We start from the raw sequence: 23,425 nt of genomic DNA, 5'->3' as shown, positions 1-23,425 counted from the left end.
AGAGCTTGAAAGGAGCTAACGAACTGATGCAAGATCTTCGTAAGCTAGAGTGTGCCTGGAAATTGTCTCCCATCCTTGAGACGCGTGTGCCCGATACCGGTACGATTCATCAAACGTTGCTACTAAGTACGGCTGAGGGGAGTTATGCTTTGCGCGCATATCGCTATGGCCAGGAGAAGCTGTGGCGCATTGAGGCTGAACATAGGCTAATTGCTCACGTCTGGGCCTCTGGCTTGCCTGCGATCAGGCCTCTACCTCTGGCGCAGGGCGGAACTATTTTAGCAAGCCAGGGACGCTATTATGCCTTATTCCCCTTTGCAGAAGGACAGCAAATTGCTAGAACCAAGCTAAGCGTGAAGGAGATGGCCGCCATGGGCTCTTTCCTGGGTTGGGTACATCGGGCTTTAGCTTCTTATGCACATGATAAGGTCCCGCCGCGCCCACTTGCAGTTGATCATGAGGCTACGATGCGACAGATAGACGTGCTGGTGGAACTGATTTCCGCACGCGCTGGCTTAGATGAAGTGGATGAGATAGCACTTAGCCGGCTTGAGCAGCGGCGGCGCTGGTTAATCTCTGCCCAGCCTGCGCAGAATACTATGGCTCATCTAGAACAGCAAGTTATTCATGGCGATTATCAAGAAAGTAACATCTTCTTTAAAGATGGCGCGGTTTGTGCGATCATTGATTGGGATCAGGCATATGTCGCTCCGCGTGCCTGGGAAATTATGCGTGTTTTCCATTACGTGGGCAAGTTCGCGCCTGTTTTCTGCCGAACGTTTCTGCAAGCCTATCGTGAAGCCTTCCCTTTAGCGCTGGAGGATCTAGATAGTGCAGCCGAGGCCTATAGCTGGATACGCGCCCATGATCTCTGGCTTTACGAAGAGTTTTATATGCACCATAATCAAAGGGTGCGCAAACTTTTCGATCCCAGCTCTTTTCGGCCGCTCATCGAGCGCTGGGCTCAGGTAAGAGGCGCTCTGCAATGAGCAGCATATCTTATTATTTTTATTGGAAGTTGGCCAACCGGGCTACTGTTCTAACATGGCTATGCATGGATATTTGCTAGAAATGGAGTATTAGCGATGAAGTCAGTATTGATCGTGTGGGGAGGATGGGCGGGCCATGAACCAGAAAAAGGGGCCATGCTCTTTGCGCCCTTCTTGCGTGAGCAAGGCTACGATGTAGAGATATCAACAACTCTAGATGCCTATCTAGATGAGACAAAGATGCAGGCGCTGGATCTCATTGTCCCTATCTGGACGATGGGCACAATTACCGCCGAACAGGAAAAAGGCCTGCTTACCGCCGTGAAGAATGGAACTGGTATAGCGGGTTGGCATGGTTCTATGGCAGATTCGTTTCGCAACAATCCCGAATATCAATTTATGGTTGGAGGTCAGTGGGTAGCCCATCCAGGGAATGTCATTGATTATAAGGTAAATATTGCCAGGCGCGATGATCCGATTACCGAAGGTATACAGGACTTTCTTATGCACTCGGAGCAATACTATATGCATGTTGATCCGCGAAATGAGGTGCTGGCGACCACAACCTTTAGCGGAGAATATGCGCCCTGGATTGCTGGCAGTGTTGTACCTGTGGTCTGGAAGAAACAATGGGGAAAAGGCCGCGTTTTCTATAGCTCTCTTGGCCATGTGCGCAGCGATTTTGATGTGCCCGAGGTGCTAGAGATCACCAAACGGGGTATGCTCTGGGCCAGTCGCTAGCATAGTAGTAAGGCTCGACCCGAAACTATGATGTATTTTTGATCAGGCATGTGCCACGACCCTATTTGGCTGATGGCCTTTCTTAGCGGGCAGCAGCACAGCCAGGTGCTGCAGAAACTGCTCCAGGACTTTCTTCAGCAGATAGATCGGATTGCTGTCAGCGCGGGGCATAGGATAAGCTTCTCACCCGCGCTCTTGTCTGGGTGTGTAGAGAAAGGAGCAGCCGGAGAAAGATCTGGTCAAACAAGGAGAGTTGTGCTATGCTTAATAACAGGACGAATTAATTTCGGAATACTAGTCCTCGCAGGTCATATAACATTCTCAGAGGAAAGCGAGTGCTTATGGATAGTTCTCTTCAAAGTGCTAATCTAGCGACAGACGAGGTAAATGTTCTGTCAACCAACCACGAAGAAACTGGGAGTGAGGAGGAGGAACATCATATCCATCTACCCAATCCGAGTATATGGCCTCTTATTTTGAGTGCGGCCATTCTGATGGTGATAGTGGGATTGTTGTTTCTTCCTGATGCACCCTGGCTTGCTGTTGTGGGAGCTCCTATCGTACTCGTCGGTATCCTTGGATGGGCACTAGAAGATCCAATGGCAGCACCGAAGGGAGGCTTCATTGATCTGGCTGCTGATAAGGAATATATCAGGACCGGATTAAGAATAGGTCAGGATGTAGTTGATAGTGAGGGGCAGTGGCTTGGTACAGTGCAGGCTCGCCTCGCGCATTATGCGCTGGTTGAGCGTGGTGGTTTGTTGGTAAAGACCTTATATGTTCCCTATAGTGATGTTAAGGATGTTGTCAAAGGTGATCTCGTCCGTCTCGCGACGAGTGAGGGTGAGTTGCTCGCAAGAGGTCTGAATGGCGTACCGGATGATCTAAATGGTCAGCAGCCTGAGTTTACTGTGCCGAAAGTCACAGGAACACCTCTGTTCGCGCGTGGGCCGTTGTCTCCTGCCCAAACAGGGCATTACAACTATGGTCCTAACTATCCTGGTATCAATACCGATGCCAGCGGTTCATATCGACGTGATGATGTGTCACCAGCTCCGCAGAAATTTGTCGGTGAGCGCAACAAGAGGAGGGTTGCTAGTAGAATAAGTCCTCCGCAACACAGCGTCAGTCTCAATTAGAGCAAACGAAAAAGGAGTGTGAATGGCTCACATTCCTTTTTTTGTGCCTTCTTTTTTGACGATAAAGAGCGTACCTTCTACATTTGCGCCGAAGACTTCCCTAAACTTGCCTCGGTGATCATGCCTGATGGATAGAATTGTCTATTAATGTCAGCATTTGCAAATCTGAAGCGTCCCATCAGGAGATATGCAGGATCGCCTTTCCAGCGATCCGGCGGTCTAGAAGGCTTTGGGCAACTTCAGCGACTTTGGTCCAGTCAGCCTCCAAACCGATGTGTGGATGCAATTGATCCGAAGCTACCAACTGAGCCAACCGTTCCAAGTCTTTTGCCACGCACCTGGGCTCGATGTCACGAATGACTAATCCATTTTCATGCTCTGGTGAGCTAAATGCGCTATATCGATTCTGTAATGTCATTTCTGGATCTCCCGCAGCTCCCAGATTCACACAGACGCCACCTGTTTCGAGGAGCGTCACTGCAGTACGTAAAGAGTTTCCGCCGACTGTATCGATAACGAGGTGATAGGGGCCGAGCGAGCGCGTCAGTGCGACATCCTCTCCTACCACCACCTTATGCACCCCCATGGCATGAACGCTGGCTGCGCGCTCTGCATGCCGGACCAGAGCAATCACTTGAGCGCCTGCCTGCAAGGCCAGTTGGCAGGCAAAATGACCGACGCCGCCCGAAGCCCCGGTGATGAGTACTTTCCGCTTGAGCAGCATAGCCTCTCTTTCTAGCCCATAGAGAGCGGTCAGGCCAGCGACCGGCAACGTTGCAGCCTGTGCAAATGTGACCCATCAGGAATCTCTGCAAGCTGTGCGGTAGGAACCGCATCAAAGTTCACTTAGCCTCGGAAGCTTCGACGGCCAAATTGGCGCAGGCACTCTCTGCTCCCGCATCAGATGCCTTCTGATGAACATTCCATCTTTCTTGTCCTCATATTTTTAGAGTATACTTTCTTGGTGGCTTATATACTGTATTGTACAGTATATCTAGAGATTGCTGGAGAAGGGCACAGGTTGGGCATCGGTGGTTATTGTTGAGGTTGAGAAGATAGTGCATTTTCCGTGCTGTTAATGGGCAAAGGGGTACTTATCCGGATGCCGTAGTCTGCGCGACTGGGTACATACCATGAAAGTGCTCTCAATAATCGTCCGGGAAGATGGTCTTCAAATTGGGGATAGTGGCTTTATACTTGCGGTTGCTGACATTTGCCCGGCAGTTCCACTCCTGATAAAAGTTATGAGTGCAAGCGAGGTGCCTATTATGTCGTCAGTCAGTCAGAGACTCCGATCTTCTAAAGAAACCGGGAAAAGTTTTATTGGCCGCGTAAATGAGCAGGAATGCTTTATTCAACATGCCCTTGCTGCCGATATCCCAGCTTATCAGATGTTCACAATCTCGGGAAGAGCTGGCATAGGAAAGTCAGCTCTACTTGCCCGTTTCCATGAGCTTGTTTCTACTACTGAGCAGCCCTATCGTTGTTTCACAGCCTTTGTAGAGGTGCGCTGGATGACGCCAGCGCATATTATGGAAGAGTGTGCACATCAACTGCGCTTGCAGGGCGCGCCGCTGACAGCTTTTGAGGATACGTTGACGTCCTATAAAGCCGCCTCTTACCAAAGATTGGATGAGCAGGCCTTTTTGCGTACTGCCTATCTTCGTCAGCAACAACTTCTGGGCCAGGAGGCTACCAGCGGGCCGGTGATTGGAAGATTATATGAAGCTGTCGCCCAGGCGGCAAGAAGCGCGTTTAATGTCTTTCCCCAGGCCTGGGCCTCGACGGAAAAGTTCCGCGATCGAGCGCTGACAGAGCTTGTACAGGCATTTGTCAGCGATCTCAATTGGCTTATAGCAGGCCCTGAAGCGGAGAAGAGTTCTGCAGCCGATTGCCGTGTAATTCTCTTCTTTGATCTATGGGAGGTCGCAGCCAGTGAGACTCTGGAACTGCTCTTCAGCCTTTTGCGACAAACTTCCCTGAGCAAGCAGATTGTTCTGGTTGTGGCGAGCCGTGATCCGCTAGCGGGTAGTGAGGAGGAACGGCAGAGTAGATATAATCTTGATTTAGCCGAATTGAACGAGGAAGAAACAGGCAACTATCTTGCTAGATATGGAATTACAGAGGCAGAGCAGATTGCTATGCTCTGGCGGATCTCGCGTGGCTTGCCATTAGCCTTGAAAATCTTTGCAGCTTGCCCACCAGAAAAGCTAAAGAAAGTTTCTGGCCCAGAGACCGAGGCTCTGACTTATGTTTTGCCAGAATTTATGCGGGGCGTGGCTGGTGATCATGATCTGGGCTGGAAGGTAGCCCTTTTCTCGCGACCTTTTGCGCATACAGATCTTCACGCCTTGCGCAGCCTGTCGGCCCAGGATCATGTTTCCTATTATCGCTGGCTGCTTTCGCTTCCCTTTATTGAGTGTCGTACAATTGATGGAAAGCACCGCTATTGTGATCCTGTACAGCGCGTACTCCGCCAGTCCCTCCTTGAGCGCTCTTTCCAGGCTGTAGTAGTGACCAGTCGCGAACTGGCGCAGCATTACCAGCGAGAGATTGAGCTACTTGAGGCGAGTGGAAAAAAGGGATCAGCCGCATGGCTAGAGGCGGTTCTGGCCCATATCTATCAGTTGCTCTGTATGCCTGACGCGGTAGGATATTGTTCGGCCATCGAGCAGGTGATCATGCTGGGAACTGAGGCCGACCAGAGAAGTGTTTTGATTCCAATGCTACATCAATTTGCCCGCGATGCTTCATTGCTGCGGATAGATGGAAGAACGCAAAGCAGTGTCGAACAACTCCTCCGCTATTTTGAAGTCGGGACTGACCTTCAAGGTGCCCGAGAGGCAGTTGATGCGCTGATAGCGATGGTCGCTGATTTGCCGGCTAAACCTGTTTCCCTGATTGCGCAGATGTATCGTAGGCGGGGATTGCTCTCGCTAGCCTTAAGCGAGCCTGACCAGGCCAACGATGATTTCAGTAAAGCGCTTACGCTGGAACAAGATGTTGCCTATGGCCATGCTTTGCGCGGCTTAGCGCAGACTATAGTGCATCAGAATCAGCGTGCAGTCGAAGATTTTACGCGCGCCCTGCGTCTGACGCCCGAAAATGTATGGCTCTATGTGCATCGGGCTATGGCCTATCTACACCTCGGGGCCTATGAGCGAGCGCTTAATGATGTGGCCCATGCTGCGCTGCTCGACCCAGATTTGCCCTATCTCTATACGCTGCGTAATCGGATTTACTGGCAATGGAACATGAAGGGCTATCGCCTGGGAAGCTTCGATTATAGCATCGAGGAAGATCCGCAGGATGCTCAGGCTTATGTCATGCGCGGGATGGCCTTGTGCTCCCTGGGCAAGCTTGAGCAAGCTCTAGCCAGCTTTAATCGCGCTCTGGCTCTAGAGGAAAACAATGCCCAGGCCTACGCTGGCCGCGGACATGCCTATCTGGAACAGGGAAAGTTAGAGGAGGCAAGAGCCGATTTTGCCCAGGCCTGGAAGCTAAATCCCTCCGATCTCTCTAGCGGGCTGATGGAGCAATGGACAATTTTGTGCCAACGGGGACCCGTGGCTGAGTGCGCTGCGCAGCTAGAGAGGCTTGCCGAATATGATCGCCAGCATTCTCTAGCCTTGCTATGTCGCGGAGTAGCATTACTCCTTCATAAACGCTATGCAGAAGCTCTGGCGGTTCTAGAACAGTCCCTTGCTCAGGAACCAGAACAGGTTGAGGCGCTCTTCTGGCTGGCAATGATTCATGCTTATCTGGAACAGGAGCAGCAAGCCATGGAAGCTCTAATGCGCGTGCAGACGTTTATGCATCCTCTCCCTGAGGTTTTGTTGCTGCCTTTGCGCTGGCTAGAGCTAGAGAGGCCGAATTTTTACCGCCTATATACTACATCCTTGCCTGTACCCACTTAGCGATAAAACTGCGTGAAGGACCAGGAAGATCTAGCGTTGGGCAATCTATACTCAACACACAGTATTGCGGTTAAGCCTGGCCCTTCTTGCCATGCAACTTGTAAGCTTGGCGCCTTGAGCAGGCCCTACTTTTAGCGCTTTTGGGATGTAGGGGCAGAGCTTCTTGCGCCGGATTGGGCGGTGAATGTGTTTCGCAACCAATCGATCTTTAAGATACCCTTATCTTGCCAGGAGATGTTGGGCCATGACCTTATGCCCGCTTACGCTGTTTGGCCCGAAAGCGACGCACACGCATCAGATTTGCACAGGCATCTTCGCACCAGCGTCGGCTTTGATTATCGCTCTCGTCATAATAGATCCAGCGACACTCAGGATTCTCGCACTGTTTGATACGTGCAGGATTCTGCGCAAGCAAGGTGGCGAAAGAGATGACCACCTCGCCTAAGACTCCATTCCACTCTCGCGCCAATGGCAAGCGCTGTAGCTGATAGCCTTCACCCTCCGTGATTAGTTGCAATATATGAGGAGTGGTCTCCAGGTAAGTGTTGAGTGCAGCCAGCGTTTGTTCTGAAAGCCTATGTTCCTCAAAGAGCGTTTGTAGCGCTTGTTGCATCATGGTCCTGAGCGATTGAAATGCTGCAAGTGTATGTTTGTCCGGCGGCTGCGAGATAGGAAAGCCCCAACGAATGGCGAGCTGCTCAAGCCATCCCTCTTGCAAAAGGTGATCTTCGTACTCGTCAGGGTGTCGAAAATCATGCCAGTCGCTGTTGAGCACATCCAGGCATAGTGCTTCCATGAGCTATTGCCTCCCTCTTGACCATTCTCATTTTTTTAGGTAGTATATCACATGTAATTCCTAGAATGTATTCTGACCATTACGCGTTTGGGCAAGAAAGGATATACAAGCAAAGGAGGAGACATGATTGCTCGAATCTGGCATGGGAGAACAGATCTCTCTCAAGCCGATGCCTACCTGAACTTGATGCAGACCGTGGCGATCCCTGATTATCAAGCGACGCCTGGCAATCAAGGGGTCTATATTTTAAGGCGCCTGGATGGCGAACAGGCACACTTTCTGCTCCTTACGCTCTGGGAGTCGAAAGAAGCGATCAAGGCGTTTGCTGGAGAGAGCATCACTAAGGCCAAGTATTATTCATTTGATAAGCAGTTTTTGTTGGAGCAGGAACCAGAAGTGCAGCACTATGAAGTCTTTGCTACTCCCTGATCCAGGGAAAATTGCACTGATTCTTTGCGCGGAGTTTGGCAAGCATTTACTGTCGCCAATGCAGTGGGTGGGCCTCTCAATCCTATCACCTATCTCTGACGACGCGCGGACGAAGCTATGAAGGGGCCTGCCTTTTTATGGGCATTTCCCTTTTGCTTATGAGCTGAATTGATGTATGCTTCGGCTCAATGCCTGATGGGTGAGCGCGTTCTCGCTTGGCAAGCAGGCGGTTTCAGGGAGCTTACAATAAGCTAGGGCTGTCGAGCTGCTTTCGTGAAAGCCGAACGGGATTGCCTATCAGGTTCATCACATATAAGGGGGGACATGAAGTATAATTGATTGAGGGATTTAGATTCTTCCTTGTTTGAGCTCTAGCTTTCCCTTGGGAAAGAGGACATTGCGGTCTCCAGAACTCTAAGGACGATAAAAGGGCGTAATTATGTTAAAATATAGTAACCATGCTATATAAGTACTTTCGCCCTCTCGTTAGTTCACAGGTAGTTTTCCTGGAGATGAGCTATGACGCTTCGAAGTACTCTGCCACAGCCTGAATTTAATGTGCTGCGTGCCGCTCATGCTGAGTTTTATGTGCGCGATCTCGGGCGCGCGCGTGAGTTCTATGTCGACCTGTTAGGATTTGTTGAGACAGAGCACGATGATGAGCATCTGTATCTGCGTTGTCTGGAGGAGCGCGAGCATCATAGCCTGGTCTTGCGCAAGGGCGCACAGAGCGGTGCCAGCCATATCGCATTTCGGGTTGCCTCTCCTGATGATCTTGAACGTTTAGCCTTGCTGGCAAAGCAGCAAAAACTTCCTCAACGTTGGATTACTGGCGCTGAACGAGGCCAGGATTGCGCCCTTCGCCTGCAAGATCCCAGCGGTCTCCCCTTGGAGTTTTACGCCGAGATGACGCAGGTTCCCCGTATGCTTCAGGCTTATCACCTCCACAAATCAGTGCAAGTTATGCGCCTTGATCACTTCAATTGTCAGGTTCCCGATGTTGCCACCGCTGCCACCTGGTATCGGGACGCCCTTGGTTTTCGCACGACCGAATATACTGTCAAAGAGACGCCCCTTGGCGAGGAATTATGGGCTTCCTGGTTGACCCGTAAGCATACGGTCCATGATCTCGCACTTATGAATGGACTGGGGCCACGCCTGCATCATGTCGGGTTCTGGCTTCCCGATGCGCTTGCTGTCCTGCGCGCCTGTGATGTCCTGGCCGCCGCCGGCTACCACGATCATATCGAGCGTGGACCCGGACGCCATGGGCTCTCCAATGCTCTTTTTGTCTATGTGCGCGACCCGGATGGCAATCGTATCGAGCTCTATGCCAATGATTATCTCACCGCTGATCTTGATGCAGAGCCAATTCGCTGGACGCTGGAGGACCCGCGCCGCCAGACTTTCTGGGGGAATTTTGCCCCAACAAGCTGGTTTGAGGAAGCCCTGCTAGTTGAAACTGTCCAGGGCGATGGTTTTGTCCCACCTCGTGCGCCGCTATTACGAGATCGTCCCGATCATGTAACCTGACCATGAGATATTTTAACCTTAAAGCCACTTGAGCTGTGAAAATTGAATCTCTATGTCAGAAAAGGTTTACTACACAGGCGAATTGTATTTCGCAAGAGGCTCGCAGCTGAGGAATAGAGAGATTGTGGCCGTTAACCGGAGAGGAGAAAGAGCCATGCCCGCTAGAACAGGAGCCGAATATATCCGTGATCTGCGTGAGCGTCAGGGAGAAGTCTGGATCAGTGGCGAACGTATTGAGGATGTGACGACGCATCCAGCAACCCATCACCTGGTTCAGAGTCTGGCCCATTTATATGATATGCAGCATGATCCCGCATGGCGCGATATACTAACCTATCTTTCACCAACCACCAATGAACGTGTTGGGATGAGTTTTCTGCAGCCCCAGACCTGTGAAGATTTGCAGCGCCGCAGCACTATGATGCTGGCCTGGGCGCGCTATAGTGGGGGGATGATGGGTCGTACTCCTGATTATTTGAATAGTAGTTATATGGCGCTGAGCGCCGCAAGTAGCTATTTCGCTGCTAATCGGCAAGAATTTGCCAAGAATGTGTGCCGCTATTACGAATATATCCGCGAGAACGACCTTTGCCTGACGCATACGCTAATCAATCCACAGGCCAATCGTAGTGTGGGAGCAAGTGAGCAGGTAGATCCTTATCTTGCCGCTGGCGTGCTCAAGGAGACAGATGCCGGGCTGGTCATTCGTGGTTGTCGCATGCTAGCGACACTGGCTCCTTTCTCTGAGGAGATAACTGTATTTCCCAGCACTGTCCTCAAGGAACAGAGCAATACGAATCGCTATGCTTACGCGTTCAGTATTCCCTCTAATACGCCCGGGCTGAAGTTTATCTGTCGCGAGAGCTTTGATCTTGGACGCAGCCGCTATGATCATCCGCTGGGGAGTCGCTTTGAAGAGCTGGATGCAATTGTGGTCTTTGATGATGTTCTGGTGCCCTGGGAACGGGTTTTCCTCTATGGGAACAATGAGCTCTGTAACAATGTCTATGGCCAGACCGGCGCTGTTGTACATATGATGCACCAGGTCGCTGCCAAGTGCGTGGCCAAGACGGAGCTCTTGTTGGGCATTGCCTGTTCAATTGCTGAGAGTATTCAGATTGGCCAGTTCCAGCATGTACAAGAAAAGATTGCCGAAATTATCATCAATCTAGAAACCATGAAGGCCTTACTGCGTGCCAGCGAAGCCGATGGCGCGCCAAATGAATTTGGTTTGATGACTCCAGCCCGTCCTCCTCTCGATGCTGTGCGCTCCCTCTATCCGCGCATGTATCCGCGCATGGTCGAGATCCTGCAGCTGCTGGGGGCAAGCGGCTTGATGGCTATTCCAACTGAGGCGGATGTGGAAGGACCAGAAGGGCCGGCGATTGAGCGCTATATGCAGAGTGCCAGGCACAATGCTCGCGACCGCATCAGGCTTTTCCGGCTGGCCTGGGATGTGACCAGCAGCGCTTTTGGCGCGCGCCAGGTACTCTATGAACGCTTTTTCTTTGGCGATCCAGTACGTGTGGCTGGTGGCCTGTATATGAGCTATGATAAGCAGCCGGTAATCAAGTACGTGCAAGATCTACTTGACCAGGGCCAGGTTGAGTAATCGTATCAGGCTTGAGATTGATGGGCTGGAAGTGCTCGAAAAACGGTTGTTACTGAATTTTTGAGCTTTGACGAAACTGCCGGATAAGAACAACTTTCCCACCTTTTGTGCTATACTCATGGACGTTGGGAAATCGTCGATACACTCCACTACAGCATTAGGAGAAAGCGATGCCAGGCCCATCTTTACATGTACTCGCCTGGTCCGAAGTGCGTCAGCAGTATGAACTTACGACAGGTGGGTTATTTGAGCGCTGTTTCCATCGGGGAGACGAACCCGCATGGCGAGACTGGTTGGATGAGCATACTGCCTTTGCCTTTGTTGGGAAAGCAGGCCGCATCTCGCTTCTCAAAGAAGCTAGGGTGCGAGGAGCAGGCTACTGGTATGCCTATTGCACCAAGGCACGGTGCACGCGCAAACACTATCTGGGACCCTCAGTCAAGGTAACATTCGACCATTTGGAGGAGGCGGCTCTGGCGCTGGCAACCTTTCCTTCTGAGGAGGAAATTGGGCACGACCAGATCTCTCCTCAGACTGAGCCTGGAGGAGTGTTGTTCTCATCCAACCTTTCTCGCCCACGCCTGTTCACGCATCTGGTTCCTCGCGAGCGCTTGTTCAGTGATTTGGAGGCTGTATGGTCTCATCCCTTAACACTTGTCTCTGCCTCTGCCGGAAGCGGCAAGACCACGCTGCTCTCCTCATGGGTTGCTCACTGCTCACAGCAACATAGGAGTCATTCCACCATCGGAGAGACAACGGGGAATCGGGCTTTTGCCTGGCTCTCCCTTGATGCATTGGATAATGATCCGCTCCGTTTTTGGACCGCGTGTATTGCTGCTCTGCGCACCTGCTCGCCTGCTCTTGGACGAACTGCTCTTGCTATGTTGCAGGTGCCTACATCTCTTTCTCCCTCAACCGTTGTGAGAGCGCTTCTTCAGGACCTCCGGGAAGAATCCGCAGAAATCATTCTGATTCTTGATGACTATCATGTGATCTCCGACATGGCCATCATTGATTCAACGCTCTCCTTCATTACTCAGCTTCCTGCCAATCTGCATCTTGTGCTTATTACACGTACAAATCCTGAGTTCCCTCTCTCTCGGCTCCGTGTACAGGGGCAAATGATTGAGATCCATGATCAGGATCTGCGTTTTACACATGAAGAAGCGCTGCGCTTTTTGCACCATTCTATGGGCTTAGCTCTCTCAGAAGAAGAGGTAGCGCTTCTGTATCAAAGGACAGAAGGCTGGGTTGCGGGATTGCAACTGGCTGCCCTTGCCCTTTCCAAACGCGAAGATACCTTATCCTTTCTCAAAGATTTTAAAGGCTCTCACCGCTATTTGTTGGACTACGTGCAGCAGGATATTCTGGCACGACTTCCGCCTGGGCTGCAGGATTTTCTATTACAGACCAGTGTGGTAAGTAAGATGAACGCTGCCCTCTGTCAGGCTATTACTGCCGATTTGAGGCAAGAGACCAGCCAACAGATGTTAGAGGAGATCGAACGGGCCAATCTTTTTGTTGTGCCTCTGGATGAGTATCGGCAGTGGTATCGCTATCATGATCTCTTTCGTGAGGCGCTGCAAGCTCGTTTACAGGCCTTCCGGCCAGGATTAGTTCCTCTCCTGCATATGAGGGCTGCACGCTTTTATGAGGCGACGGGCGAGTGGCGAGAAGCCATTACTCATGCGCTAAGCGCACAAGACTATGCCTATGCTGCAGCTTTGATGGAGCAAGCTGCAGCGCATTTCTGGTTGCATGAGGAGGCTAGCATCATTCACAAGTGGGTTCTCTCCCTGCCAGATGTTATTCTACGCCAACATGTACGCCTGGCCCTCAATACTGCTCTTCGTTCCCTCAACGCAGTTCAAAATAGCAGCGAGTGCCAATATATCAGCACTGTGGCCCAGGTGATGCTACTTCTTTCACGCCTGCAAGGGTTCGTACGCAGCGCTCCGACGCCAGACTTCCCGGAGACCGAAGTGGCCCTGATCAAGCGGCGTCTACGCTTGTTGTTTGCTTTAATGGAAGTGAGAGATGTTCACAAGCAGGGCGATACAGAACGCTTGCGGTCCCTTACCCAGGAGGTCGAGGCGCTGCCGCCCGATGAGGAGGTCGTCTGGAATCTGATCCCGCTTTCCTTTGCCTTCTGGCTGGCCTATACGCACGAGGGTCAGGGAGCCTTTCTTGTGCAGCGACTGCTGGAGGCGCGCAATTTGGTGATTTCGTCTGGGGATCATCTGGCAACGCTCCAAATAATGTGTCGCCTCGTTCTGGCGTATGAGCATGCCGGGCAATTGCGCAATGTGCATCAGCAGTGCGAGGAGGCACTCGCGCTTATCGAGCAGCTTGGTGGCCATCTTGCCCTGGCTGGCTATCTGTATCATTCCCTCTTTAACGTTTCCTATGCCTGGAATCGGCTAGAGGAAGCTTCTGGCTGGCTGCAGCGTTTGCTCTGGTTGGCCCAGGAATGGCAACATGCGGAACTAATGATTATAGGGGAGGTCTATCAGGCCAGGCTCGGGCTGGCAAAAGGGGAACTGGATACTTCCCAGAATGCATTACGAAGATTGGAAGCACTCTTTGCGCACGAAGGCTTTGCAGGTCACGCTCACTGGGTTCATCAGACCCGCCTGCAAGTGTGGCTGGCTCGGGGCGACCTCAGCCTTGCAGCGGGCTGGGCTGCCCAGACGACATTCTCAGCAGAGAACTGGAACCCTTTCTATCAGGAGGATGTGTTGATGCTTGTGCAGATCTTGCTGGCGCAGCGGCAGTATACTCAGGCGACCGAGACGCTGGAGCGCTTCAGGATACATCTTGATCTGCCAGGAAATATCGAGACCACTACGCGCTTCCTTGCCCTCTCTGTAATGGCCTTCTTCTCTACGGGCGAGAGAGAACGTGCGCTCCAGTGCGCCAGTCGTCTGTTTGCGCTGACTGAACCAGAGAGCTCTATACGTGTGTATTTAGATGGAGGCCGGCCCATGAAACAGGCCCTCAAAGCGCTGCAAGGGATGGCAGGAAATGAGGCCCTTACAGGCGGTATGTACACTCTATCTATGCCCTGGCTGTTGCGCTTGCTGGCTGCCTTTGAACAGGAAGAGAGAAACCTCTCACAGAAACGAAAGACGCCAACTAAGCTGGCCTCCCTCGTCCAGCCCCCTCTATCGCAAAATGCTGTCAAGCAAATGCAGCTTTCGCCGCTATCTCGTCAGGAGCAGCGGGTCTTGCGTCTGCTGGTAACCGGCATGACCTACGCAGAGATAGCACAGGAGTTAACAGTTTCCCTTAATACGATTAAGAGCCAGGTTAGTAGCATTTATCGCAAGCTGGGAGTGAGTAGACGCGCTGAAGTTATCGCCGAGATGGTGCGCCTGCACCTGCTTTAGCTGAGGCTGGAAGCTATACAACCGATTGGGAATCCTGCCCTTCCGTTGATCCCCAACCTTTGCGGCACCTTCACCCATTCAATCATGGACATAGGTGATGTCAACCCTTCTGCGCTCAGACTGTAGTCTTCGAAGGTGAAGACGACTGAGAATAAATATAGGAAAGGAGCAAACTATGGGATGCTTCACCTCAAATCCTGCGCCAGAGGTGTGCAAAAGCATTGCTTATAATTGCTGGTCTGGTTGTACCCCAATTGGGTGATGGCATACAATGGGCTGGTAGAAAGAATAGCTAGAAGATCTGGCTACAGTGTTGTTTTTCACCTCGCTGCCATAACAGGCAAGCGGGGTGAAAAGTAGAAGCGGAAGGGATATTTAAGAAATATGAGTGAAAGAGCTAGTTCGCTTTCTTCGGTATCAAGCCCAAGGGTGCCTGTTACTCCTGATAACCTGTTTAGCGTGCTAACGCCGACTGATCCCGTCATTTCCCCGGATGGTCAGCATGTGGCCTATGTAGTTTGGGCATATGCAGGTGCTGATTCTGTCAAGAGCGGACATATCTGGCTGCTTAACTGCGACGAGGCAGATGCAAAGCCCTATCCGTGTGCTAGTGGTAAATACAGCGAGCAGGAGCCGCGCTGGTCTCCCGATGGCCAGAAACTTGCTTTTCTGGCTGTGGAGCAGTCTGAGAATGGCCAGGCGGGTAAGCCTCAACTCTACGTTCGTCCTCTGGAGAGGGAACAGGCAAGGCGTATCTGTGAGATGCCAAATGGGGTAAGCGATCCTGCCTGGTCGCCGGATGGCAGCCAGATTGCCTTTATCTCTCTTGATGGTCCAGAGCCTGCAAAAGATCCCATTGTTCTTGCGCCAGCGCGGCCACGCAGGCTCTGGTCAACGCATACGGATGGTGGTTTGCCTGTGCCAATCACCCCAGAAGGAGTTACCATCTGGGAATATGCCTGGTCGCCGGATGGACGTTATATCGCTCTCTATTATTCTACAGGATCTGATGATACCGATTGGTATCGTGGCCAGATAGGTATTGTGCCAGCCTCGGGCGGTGCTGTACGTCAGCTAACGCAATTAACGCGGCAAGCCAGTGGCCTGGCCTGGTCCCCTGATAGCCAGCAGCTCGCATATATTTCCGGCGAATGGAGCGATCCATGCCAGGGCGGCGGCGATATCTATGTCATCGCTATTAATGGTGGAGAGGCGCGCAACGTCACGCCAGGCCTTGACTGCAGCCCTGGTTGGTGTGCCTGGTTCCCGGATGATCAGCGCCTGCTTTTTGCCGGCTGGTATGGCGTGACTTCCCAGGTGGGGATTGTTGATCTTGGTAATAATGCAATTACGCTTCTTGAAGAAGACTTTGTGATTGTGCCATACACCAGGCTGATGGCCTCTACCCCTGATCTGCGGCGCTTTCTCGTTATTCATTCCAGCTCGCAGGAGCCGGCAGAGGTCTGGCTTGGCGAATTGGAGCAGGTGTCGGAGGCACATGTTAAATGGCGCTGCCTGACCCATTTGAATGCTCTGGCAGAAGAGAGCTTTGCCCTTTCACAAAGCCGACGTATTCGCTATCCCAGCGTCGATGGTTGGCTCATCGATGCTATCTTTACCCCGCCATTGCATACCCGGCCAGGTGAGCTGCCACCGCTCTTTGTCGAGGTGCACGGCGGACCTTCCGGGGCCCGTCAGGACTGCTGTAATCTCTATGTGCAGATGCTTGCCTCGGCCGGCTATGCGGTTTTGCAGCCAAATATGCGGGGAAGCTGGGGGCATGGTGTAGCTTTTGCCGATGCAGTTTTAGGAGATATGGGTGGTAAAGATTACCAGGATATTTTGTACGGTGCTGACTATGTAATCGCGCAGGGATGGGTTGATCCCGAACGTACGAGTATCGGCGGCTGGAGTAATGGCGGCTTTTTGAGCGGCTGGACTATTACGCATACCGATCGTTTCAAGGCAGCTCTGGTGGGGGCTGGCATTGTCGATTGGCTTAACATGCATGCTCAGAGCAACATTGCCGATGCCGATATGCGCCTGCTTAAAGCTGATCCCTTAGAGGCGCCCGAGGCCTATCTGCGCAACTCTCCCCTGGCCTTTGCTGGTCGGGTAAAAACTCCAACTCTGATTATTCATGGCGCCGCCGATCGCGCCGTGCCGGTAGCTCAGGCCTATGCATTTTATCGTGCTTTGCGTGAGCGCAATGTCCCGGTTGAGTGCGTGATCTATCCACGGGAAGATCATGGCTTCCGTGAAAGAGAGCACCTTCGCGATTTCTACACGCGCCTGCTACGTTGGCTTGAGCGCTTTGTCAAGAATGCTTCTCAGCAAGCTTAGTCAGGTATAGTGGGTATCCAGGTAAGTGAGCCTTGCCTGGATACTTCAGATCTGAATGTGGCTGTATGCAGAGGGATATAGACTGGCGTAGCGGATGATGAGGTATAATGAATGGCGTAGGCATTACTTGAGACAATGCCAGTCCCTTGAGAGAAACAAGGAGGCCTCTCGTGGAGCAGAAGAAATCGCATATTCGCCACGATGAATTCGCTAAACAATTCACGTCTGTTCTCGATGAACACTGGTCGGGGATCTTGCGTATCATAAATCGGCAATCCCCTCGTGTGGCGTCCCTTCTACAACCTGCCGTCCCGGCAGGGCTCAAACGTACGAATGGTACATGGCGTATACAGGTGCTGGCACGTGGGGGAGCCCAACGAGGTAAGTTTCGCCAGCCTCGCGATAATGAGATTGTAGCCCAATCGATACGGCTCTATTACCATCAAACTGCAGGATTCAAGTTACCGCGCGTCACTGTGGAGTTTGAATTCTAAGGGCTATGATTGGTCTTTGTCCGCGATAATAATGAAGAAGGTTCATTGCACCCTTGTGCTGTGCTTCTTATCTTTGCCAGGAGGAATACAAGCAATACCAGGAAATAATGTAGGCAGCCATAAATAGGTGCGCCTGCAAGCCTCCTTGTTGTCTTTACCCTCCTTCCAAACCTGCCTGCTTTTGTGTATCTATAGCCGGGCCGGGGATAAAACGTCCCTATTAGACTCTCTGCTGCTTATCCAACAAGCAAACCGCCTGTTTATCTTCCATTTTCTCGTCTCTATATGCCTTCTCTTAACAAGACCACCTGAGCATAAAGATACGGCTTTATAGCAGTATTGAGGTGAGAGAGCTCGAATCAGCGCTTTCATTTCCAGGTTGAGTTGTGCGTAAAAGAATGAGAATATAGATAGCCTGCTGAGGGTAGCAGTGTTTGGGGAAGTATCATAGAAGTAGATAATATTGGGATCAGGCTAGCGAGAAGAAAAAATAAGGGAGCTTCTTGTGGAGAAAGTTATTTCTAGTGATGGTACCTCTATCGCGTTTGATCGGTCAGGGAAGGGCCCTGCGCTTATCCTGGTAGCCGGGGCAACCGCCACCCGGGCGGCTGAGCAGCAGTTCGCAACCGGCCTTATTTCATCCCACTTCACAGTATTTGCCTACGATAGGCGTGGCCGTGGCGACAGTGGAGATACCAAACCTTATGCCGTCGAGCGCGAGGTTGAGGACATTGACGCTCTGATCACCGAAGCGGGTGGCTCAGCCTTCGTCTTTGGACATTCTTCAGGAGCAGTTCTGTCTCTAGAGGCAGCGCGCCAACTTTCAGCTGGCAGGATTGCAAAACTAGCATTGTATGAACCACCATTCATCATAGATGACAGTCGTCCACCAATACCAGAGGATTATGTAGGGCATCTCAACGAGCTGATAGCCGCTGGCCGTCGTGGCGATGCACTTGAGTACTTTATGGTCAAGGCAGTTGGCATGCCTGCCGAAGCTATTGCTGGCATACGCCAGGCCCCCTTCTGGCAAGGATCGGAGGCCGTGGCGCACACGTTGCTATACGATGGTGCTATTATGGGCGACACGGTGCGCGGCAATCCATTGTCGATTAGAAAATGGTCATCAATTCAGATTCCGACCCTTGTCATGGATGGTGGCGCCAGCCCCGCCTACATGCAGCATAGCGCTCAAGAACTGGCTGCCATTCTCCCTCATGGGCAACATTGTCGCCTGGCAGGCCAGGACCATGGTCCAGCTGATGACATCCTTGCTCCGGCCCTCATAGAATTCTTTGAAGGCTAGGATGAGAGGCCATTTTCGATAGCATAATAAGAACCTCTGGAGAGAGCAGACAAAAGCATACTTTATCTGCTCCCCAGGAGGTTTTTTATCACCCTGAAGATGTGCTTCGCTCCCCGGTTTTATCCTGGAGCCACAGCGGCCTTGAGCTGACGATAGTAATTGATGTGTGCAGCCAGAAAGAAGAGCGCGATGCAGCCAAGGTAGCAGGCGCAGACAATAGCAAAGGCCCCCCAGATGGGCGTAGCATCCCAGCCCTGCAATTCCAGTTGGTGAGCTAAATCGATCATGGCAAAGATGGCATGAATAATGGCAATAAGCACCGGAATAAAGAACAGCAGTAGCAGCTCTAAGGTGAGCACGCTCTGTCCTTCTTTCTGCTGGATACCGACGCGCTCCAGGGCGCGAAACTGGCGGCGATCTTCTTCCTGTTGAGTAAAGAGCTTAAAGTAAAGCGAGATGCCAACGGCCAGAAAGAAGAGCAAACTGACAAAGAAAGTAGCGAAGAGCGTAAGCGAGAAAGTCTGCATATTCGCGTTATAGGGAGTATAAATCTCGCTGAATTGTGCTTGCTGCTGCCCTGTGAGTGAGCTGCGTAGTTCATCGACGGCCGGACGCATCTGCCGCCACTCCTGTACTGCGAAACTATAGATTTGTTTGTGCAGGTTTGGAGCCACAACTTTATCCATCTGGGCGTAGGTAGTGTCGTTGATGACCACGAGAAAGCTGCTCAAGTCTGGCAAGTCCATATTGAAGACCATGGCATGTCCAGTCTCGATGGTCAGGGACTGCAGGAGCTTATCAGTTTTTAATGTAATATATTTGCCATCAACAACGCTGGACAAGTCGGAAACGTAGGGCGGCGCATAGAAGTAAGCCTGCCCGTTAGCCAGGGAGGATGCTTGATCCAGGTTGTCTCCCCAAGCAGGGTAGAGCTGTAAGAGCGACCCGCGCAAGTGGCGATATTGAGAGAGTGAGAGCACAGTGACAGGCAGTTCCTTTGCCTGATGGGTAAGCAGACCCGTGAGAACAGGGGTTGCAAGCTCCTCTTGCAGCGTGAAATGATGCTTGCTCAAAGTAGCGCGCACCTGCTGAGCGCTCAATGGGAAAGTCTGGCCAGGGCCGCTGATATATTCGAGCGAGAATGGCGTTAATTTGAGCATACTGGCGGCCATAGATTGCTGTACCCCAAAGACGCTCGCCATGCCCACCAGAACTATAGCGCTGAGCGTAGTTACCGTCGTGATCATGCGCGAGTAGTCGCTCATGCGATAAGCCAGGCGTGAGACTGTTAGCAGCCTGATTCCTGCCAGTGAGCGGCGGCGTAGCGCGTTCAATAGCATGACGAAGATCTGGCTAAACAGGAAGTAGGTACCGATAATGGTCAGAGCAATGATCGGTAATGCATTGAATATAAGCAAATTGCTAAACATAGTTGCCATACTGTAGGCAGCTGCAAGACTGAGCAGGCCAAACAATACTTTCCACCAGCTCGCCCGTGGAGGCCGTTGCCGCTCGCGTGCTCCTAATAGCAACATGCGAGGCGTGCGTAAGCTCACACGTAAGGAGATCAATAACGCATCAAGCAAGAAGATTGTGCCGAAGAGGAGTAGAGTGGTGAGCAGAGCTGCAGGCTGCAAGTTAAAAGAGATGCTCCTGGGCAACTCTAACAGGGCGCTAACAGCCTGGGTAAATGGAATAGAAGCAAGAATGCCAAGCCCAATGCCGGCTACGAGTGCCAGTACACCGATAAAAAGGCTTTCATAAAAGATCATCAAACCAAGCTGGCGGCGCGTGACACCAAGCGTAAGCAGTAGCCCGAACTCTTTATTGCGCAGCCGGATCAATGCTGCATGAAAGTAGAAGATGAAGAAGAGGGCGAAAATTGCAATAATACCTTGACTGATCGTGAAGAGTACGCGTGCGGAAGATGGCGCCTTGCCATGAGCTACTTCGGGATTAGCGGCAAAGATAATAAACATACAGAAGCAGAGGATCGCGACAGTGCTGGCAAGCAAGTACCCAAGGTAGCGACGAAGGTTGCGCCGGATATTCTTTATGATGAGGCTATGCCACTCCATGATTTCCCTCCAGGCGAGCGAGCATCTGTAGAATATGGGAGAAGAATTGCTGTCGGGCATGCCCCTGGCGCTCCAGGTGCGTAAAGACGCGCCCATCCTTAATGAAGATAATGCGATTGCTAAAGCTAGCCGTCAGGGGATCATGGGTAACGACAAGAAGCGTTGCCCCGAGTTCACTATTGAGGCGCTGGAAAACTTCTAGCAGAGCGTGGGTCGAGGCCGAATCCAAATTGCCGGTTGGTTCATCTGCCAGGATAAGTTGAGGGGAATGAATGACTGCGCGCGCCACGGCGGCACGTTGTTGCTGTCCTCCCGAAACTTCGTAGGGAAAGCGATCCATAAACTGCTCTATACCTAGCATGCTCATGATCTGCTTTACCCGTGTGCGCATGGTCGCGTCTTTGTGCCCATCTAAACTCAGTGGTAGGGCTATATTCTCGGCCAGTGTGAGGGTATCGAGCAAGTTAAAATCTTGAAAAACAAAGCCAAGGTTGCGCCGACGAAATAGCGCCAGCTGGTCCGGTCGTAGTGTTGCCATATTCTGTCCGTTCAGCCAGATTTCGCCGCTAGAAGGCCTATCAAGCCCTGCTAGTAGATTGAGCAGCGTGGATTTTCCACTGCCGGATGGTCCCATAATGCTCACAAAATCGCGCTGCTGCACTTGCAGGTCCAGCTCATTCAAGGCCGTTGCAGTTACCCTTGTGCGCGAAGTCCATAGCTCTTAGTAAGTTTGCTGACGTGCAGAATACCTGAGGGGCCGGCTTGAAAATTTGCATGGTGAGTACCAGCAGTAATGTTTGTAGTATGAGGTGATGGATTGTGCATTGGGAGATGATATTCCTTATTGTTATGATAGTGAAATTGATGATCTGTTCTATGAACAGGCAAATTTCTTGTCCTATCCTAGCAAAGGGATGTCGTAGCAATATTGATGATTTGTCGCAAATTTGTCGCGGTGAGGTGAGGAAGCAGGTAGTGAGGAAGCATGGATGTTTGGACTAAAAATAGCTTATGCTTGCGCAATGGGCCAGTAATTAAAGAGAAAAGAAGTATTCCACTAACCTGGCGTAAGTTGAAGCGTAGATAAAATCGTAAGGAGAAGTGCTTGAGACCGATTACTCAGCAGAGTATAATTGAGGAGGTGTCCCCAATCTGGCCAATCGCTAAAGCTTTCATAAGAGAACGCTGAGCATGTTAAAATGAGAAAGTAACTTTTACCCATATTTCTTCTGCTTCTGCACTCCTCTGCTCAATCAGATCTATACAGGAGTATAGAATGTGGCCAGAGAGCTCCAGGGCTAGCGATTTTAAGTCTAGGCCTGGCGTTAAGCTTCTTAGAGGAGTTAAAGCATAGATTGGGGACAGGAGCTCGCTGCTTCGGTATGATGGCTGTTGGCTAACAGTTTTAAGCTTTTTTGAAGATAGTAATCTGCATCTCTGCGTATGCTCATGAATCGATAGAATGGCTCAATTGAGACGATGAAACATGTGCGATAGGGCTATTAAGGCTATTCTGTATCAAGTTAATCGGGCATAAATAGTCGTTGTTGGGCCTGGAAGGAGCCTTTTATGTCTACCAATCAGTCAAAGGCAAGACGACGTTTCCCAGGGCTGGACCCGGTGATGCTGCAGCATCCATACGATCGCGTTGCCCTCAGTACACTGCAAAAGGTCCCAGGGCTGGATATTGTGGTACGGAAGTTTATTGAGTTATTTCCTGAACGCGTTGCTTATATTCAGAATGTCGCCCAAACCGTACGCGTTACTTCTACCCAATGTCCCCAGCTATACACTCAGTTACAGGAAGCATGCGCTATTCTCGATGTCCGCGAGCCAGAACTATATGTGGCGCAATACCCTGTCCCTAATGCGTATACGAGCGGGCATGACCATCCTTATATCGTGGTCACCACTGGTTTGCTCGATCTGATGAATGAAGATGAGGTCATGGCTGTGATTGCCCACGAGTTGGGCCACATTAAGTCTGGCCATGTGCTCTATAAAACGATGGCACGCTGCATCAGTCTGCTGCTAACAATTGTCGGAGATATGACACTGGGACTGGGCCGGCTGATTGGCAGAACGCTGGAAGCTGCATTGCTCGAATGGGATCGTAAATCAGAATTTACCGCCGATCGTTCCGCGCTCTTAGTAATGCAAGATCCGCATGTAATGCTCACCTTGATGATGAAATTAGCTGGTGGCACGCTGTTTCAACGGGATCAGATGAACGCGCAGGAGTTCTTGAAACAAGCCGATCTTTATCAAGATGTAGACGTTAATCTGCTTGATCGCATGTATAAATTACTGCTTGTCACCTCTGTCAGCCATCCCTTGACCATTGTGCGCGCCCGTGAAATCATGAACTGGTCAGAAGGCCAGGAATACAAGAACGCCCTTCAGGGGCACTATCCGCATACTCCAACAACCGCTCGTGCTGATAGTAATGGGAGTACACCGGGAAGCAATACCGCCGGATCTACTACTCCCCAATTGATACGCTGCCCCCATTGTGGTCGCGATCAGATGAATCAGCGCTTCTGCAGTCTATGTGGAGGGGCTATAGACTGAGAAAAATAAGGGTGGCCGAAGGCAAGCTTTGCTCTCTCGATGATATGCTGATGGCCGCCCATTCTTGCTGGGGACTGGAATGGACGCC

General features: G+C 51.4%; 17 protein-coding genes. 12 read left to right on the top strand and 5 right to left on the bottom strand.

Annotated features, from left to right (window positions below; all coding sequences use genetic code 11):
- Positions 1–26: 26 nt before the first annotated feature.
- On the top strand, positions 27–989 hold the full coding sequence (locus EPA93_RS17915; RefSeq protein ID WP_129888821.1) for a phosphotransferase enzyme family protein: 963 nt from the start codon (positions 27–29) through the stop codon (positions 987–989).
- A 96-nt stretch (positions 990–1,085) separates the two neighbouring features.
- A complete protein-coding gene (locus EPA93_RS17910) occupies positions 1,086–1,730 on the top strand; it encodes a ThuA domain-containing protein (protein ID WP_129888820.1) in 645 nt (214 codons plus the stop codon).
- Positions 1,731–1,772: 42 nt separating this feature from the next.
- Here EPA93_RS17910 and EPA93_RS50420 read toward each other — a convergent pair whose 3' ends face one another.
- On the bottom strand, positions 1,773–1,901 hold the full coding sequence (locus EPA93_RS50420; RefSeq protein WP_277988908.1) for a hypothetical protein: 129 nt from the start codon (positions 1,899–1,901) through the stop codon (positions 1,773–1,775).
- A 170-nt stretch (positions 1,902–2,071) separates the two neighbouring features.
- Between EPA93_RS50420 and EPA93_RS17905 the strand changes: the two genes are divergently transcribed.
- Positions 2,072–2,869: a hypothetical protein gene (locus EPA93_RS17905; RefSeq protein ID WP_129888819.1), complete on the top strand. Its 798-nt coding sequence runs from the start codon at positions 2,072–2,074 to the stop codon at positions 2,867–2,869.
- Between the two features lie 178 nt (positions 2,870–3,047).
- On the opposite strand, the gene EPA93_RS17900 is transcribed toward EPA93_RS17905, so the two are convergent.
- Positions 3,048–3,593 carry a zinc-binding dehydrogenase gene (locus EPA93_RS17900; RefSeq protein WP_129888818.1) on the bottom strand — a complete coding sequence of 182 codons (546 nt, stop codon included), beginning with the start codon at positions 3,591–3,593 and terminating at the stop codon, positions 3,048–3,050.
- A gap of 544 nt (positions 3,594–4,137) precedes the next feature.
- Here EPA93_RS17900 and EPA93_RS17895 point away from each other — a divergent pair.
- Positions 4,138–6,786: a tetratricopeptide repeat protein gene (locus EPA93_RS17895; RefSeq protein WP_165423224.1), complete on the top strand. Its 2,649-nt coding sequence runs from the start codon at positions 4,138–4,140 to the stop codon at positions 6,784–6,786.
- A gap of 250 nt (positions 6,787–7,036) precedes the next feature.
- On the opposite strand, the gene EPA93_RS17890 is transcribed toward EPA93_RS17895, so the two are convergent.
- Positions 7,037–7,582 carry a CGNR zinc finger domain-containing protein gene (locus tag EPA93_RS17890; protein WP_129888816.1) on the bottom strand — a complete coding sequence of 182 codons (546 nt, stop codon included), beginning with the start codon at positions 7,580–7,582 and terminating at the stop codon, positions 7,037–7,039.
- A 123-nt stretch (positions 7,583–7,705) separates the two neighbouring features.
- On the opposite strand from EPA93_RS17890, the gene EPA93_RS17885 reads away from it, so the two are divergent.
- From EPA93_RS17885 to EPA93_RS17855, 7 genes are all read left to right on the top strand, one after another.
- Positions 7,706–8,011 carry an antibiotic biosynthesis monooxygenase family protein gene (locus tag EPA93_RS17885; protein WP_129888815.1) on the top strand — a complete coding sequence of 102 codons (306 nt, stop codon included), beginning with the start codon at positions 7,706–7,708 and terminating at the stop codon, positions 8,009–8,011.
- A 519-nt stretch (positions 8,012–8,530) separates the two neighbouring features.
- Complete coding sequence (gene hpaD / locus EPA93_RS17880; RefSeq protein WP_129888814.1) at positions 8,531–9,544, top strand: 3,4-dihydroxyphenylacetate 2,3-dioxygenase; 1,014 nt, start codon at positions 8,531–8,533, stop codon at positions 9,542–9,544.
- A gap of 154 nt (positions 9,545–9,698) precedes the next feature.
- Positions 9,699–11,156 (top strand): 4-hydroxyphenylacetate 3-monooxygenase, oxygenase component, encoded by a 1,458-nt coding sequence (hpaB, locus tag EPA93_RS17875; RefSeq protein ID WP_129888813.1) that lies wholly within the window; start codon positions 9,699–9,701, stop codon positions 11,154–11,156.
- Between the two features lie 170 nt (positions 11,157–11,326).
- Entirely contained in the window at positions 11,327–14,545 is a 3,219-nt protein-coding gene (locus EPA93_RS17870) for a winged helix-turn-helix domain-containing protein (RefSeq protein ID WP_129888812.1), read from the top strand.
- 384 nt (positions 14,546–14,929) lie between these two features.
- Positions 14,930–16,888 (top strand): S9 family peptidase, encoded by a 1,959-nt coding sequence (locus EPA93_RS17865; protein WP_129888811.1) that lies wholly within the window; start codon positions 14,930–14,932, stop codon positions 16,886–16,888.
- Positions 16,889–17,058: 170 nt separating this feature from the next.
- Entirely contained in the window at positions 17,059–17,382 is a 324-nt protein-coding gene (locus EPA93_RS17860; RefSeq protein WP_129888810.1) for a hypothetical protein, read from the top strand.
- Between the two features lie 505 nt (positions 17,383–17,887).
- A complete protein-coding gene (locus EPA93_RS17855; protein WP_129888809.1) occupies positions 17,888–18,688 on the top strand; it encodes an alpha/beta fold hydrolase in 801 nt (266 codons plus the stop codon).
- A 119-nt stretch (positions 18,689–18,807) separates the two neighbouring features.
- Here the strand turns inward: EPA93_RS17855 and EPA93_RS17850 are convergent, their stop codons facing one another.
- Together EPA93_RS17850 and EPA93_RS17845 are read right to left on the bottom strand one after the other, a co-directional pair.
- Complete coding sequence (locus tag EPA93_RS17850; protein ID WP_165423223.1) at positions 18,808–20,766, bottom strand: ABC transporter permease; 1,959 nt, start codon at positions 20,764–20,766, stop codon at positions 18,808–18,810.
- Positions 20,753–21,448 (bottom strand): ABC transporter ATP-binding protein, encoded by a 696-nt coding sequence (locus EPA93_RS17845; protein ID WP_165423222.1) that lies wholly within the window; start codon positions 21,446–21,448, stop codon positions 20,753–20,755. The genes EPA93_RS17850 and EPA93_RS17845 overlap by 14 nt, the downstream gene beginning before the upstream one ends.
- Before the next feature lie 887 nt (positions 21,449–22,335).
- Here EPA93_RS17845 and EPA93_RS17840 point away from each other — a divergent pair.
- Positions 22,336–23,337 carry a M48 family metallopeptidase gene (locus EPA93_RS17840; RefSeq protein WP_129888807.1) on the top strand — a complete coding sequence of 334 codons (1,002 nt, stop codon included), beginning with the start codon at positions 22,336–22,338 and terminating at the stop codon, positions 23,335–23,337.
- The last annotated feature ends 88 nt before the right edge of the window (positions 23,338–23,425 follow it).

Source organism: Ktedonosporobacter rubrisoli, assembly GCF_004208415.1.
GTDB lineage: Bacteria > Chloroflexota > Ktedonobacteria > Ktedonobacterales > Ktedonobacteraceae > Ktedonosporobacter > Ktedonosporobacter rubrisoli.
This window is presented reverse-complemented; position numbering and strand designations above follow the sequence as displayed.

What these genes read in the sequence shown, in the direction of transcription:
- EPA93_RS17900 (WP_129888818.1), bottom strand. Translation starts at nt 3,593, where the DNA reads ATGCTGCTCAAGCGGAAAGTACTCATCACCGGGGCTTCGGGCGGCGTC.
- EPA93_RS17910 (WP_129888820.1), top strand. Translation starts at nt 1,086, where the DNA reads ATGAAGTCAGTATTGATCGTGTGGGGAGGATGGGCGGGCCATGAACCA.
- hpaD (WP_129888814.1), top strand. Translation starts at nt 8,531, where the DNA reads ATGACGCTTCGAAGTACTCTGCCACAGCCTGAATTTAATGTGCTGCGT.
- EPA93_RS17895 (WP_165423224.1), top strand. Translation starts at nt 4,138, where the DNA reads ATGTCGTCAGTCAGTCAGAGACTCCGATCTTCTAAAGAAACCGGGAAA.
- EPA93_RS17885 (WP_129888815.1), top strand. Translation starts at nt 7,706, where the DNA reads ATGATTGCTCGAATCTGGCATGGGAGAACAGATCTCTCTCAAGCCGAT.
- EPA93_RS17915 (WP_129888821.1), top strand. Translation starts at nt 27, where the DNA reads ATGCAAGATCTTCGTAAGCTAGAGTGTGCCTGGAAATTGTCTCCCATC.
- EPA93_RS17905 (WP_129888819.1), top strand. Translation starts at nt 2,072, where the DNA reads ATGGATAGTTCTCTTCAAAGTGCTAATCTAGCGACAGACGAGGTAAAT.
- hpaB (WP_129888813.1), top strand. Translation starts at nt 9,699, where the DNA reads ATGCCCGCTAGAACAGGAGCCGAATATATCCGTGATCTGCGTGAGCGT.
- EPA93_RS50420 (WP_277988908.1), bottom strand. Translation starts at nt 1,901, where the DNA reads ATGCCCCGCGCTGACAGCAATCCGATCTATCTGCTGAAGAAAGTCCTG.
- EPA93_RS17865 (WP_129888811.1), top strand. Translation starts at nt 14,930, where the DNA reads ATGAGTGAAAGAGCTAGTTCGCTTTCTTCGGTATCAAGCCCAAGGGTG.
- EPA93_RS17840 (WP_129888807.1), top strand. Translation starts at nt 22,336, where the DNA reads ATGTCTACCAATCAGTCAAAGGCAAGACGACGTTTCCCAGGGCTGGAC.
- EPA93_RS17870 (WP_129888812.1), top strand. Translation starts at nt 11,327, where the DNA reads ATGCCAGGCCCATCTTTACATGTACTCGCCTGGTCCGAAGTGCGTCAG.
- EPA93_RS17850 (WP_165423223.1), bottom strand. Translation starts at nt 20,766, where the DNA reads ATGGAGTGGCATAGCCTCATCATAAAGAATATCCGGCGCAACCTTCGT.
- EPA93_RS17890 (WP_129888816.1), bottom strand. Translation starts at nt 7,582, where the DNA reads ATGGAAGCACTATGCCTGGATGTGCTCAACAGCGACTGGCATGATTTT.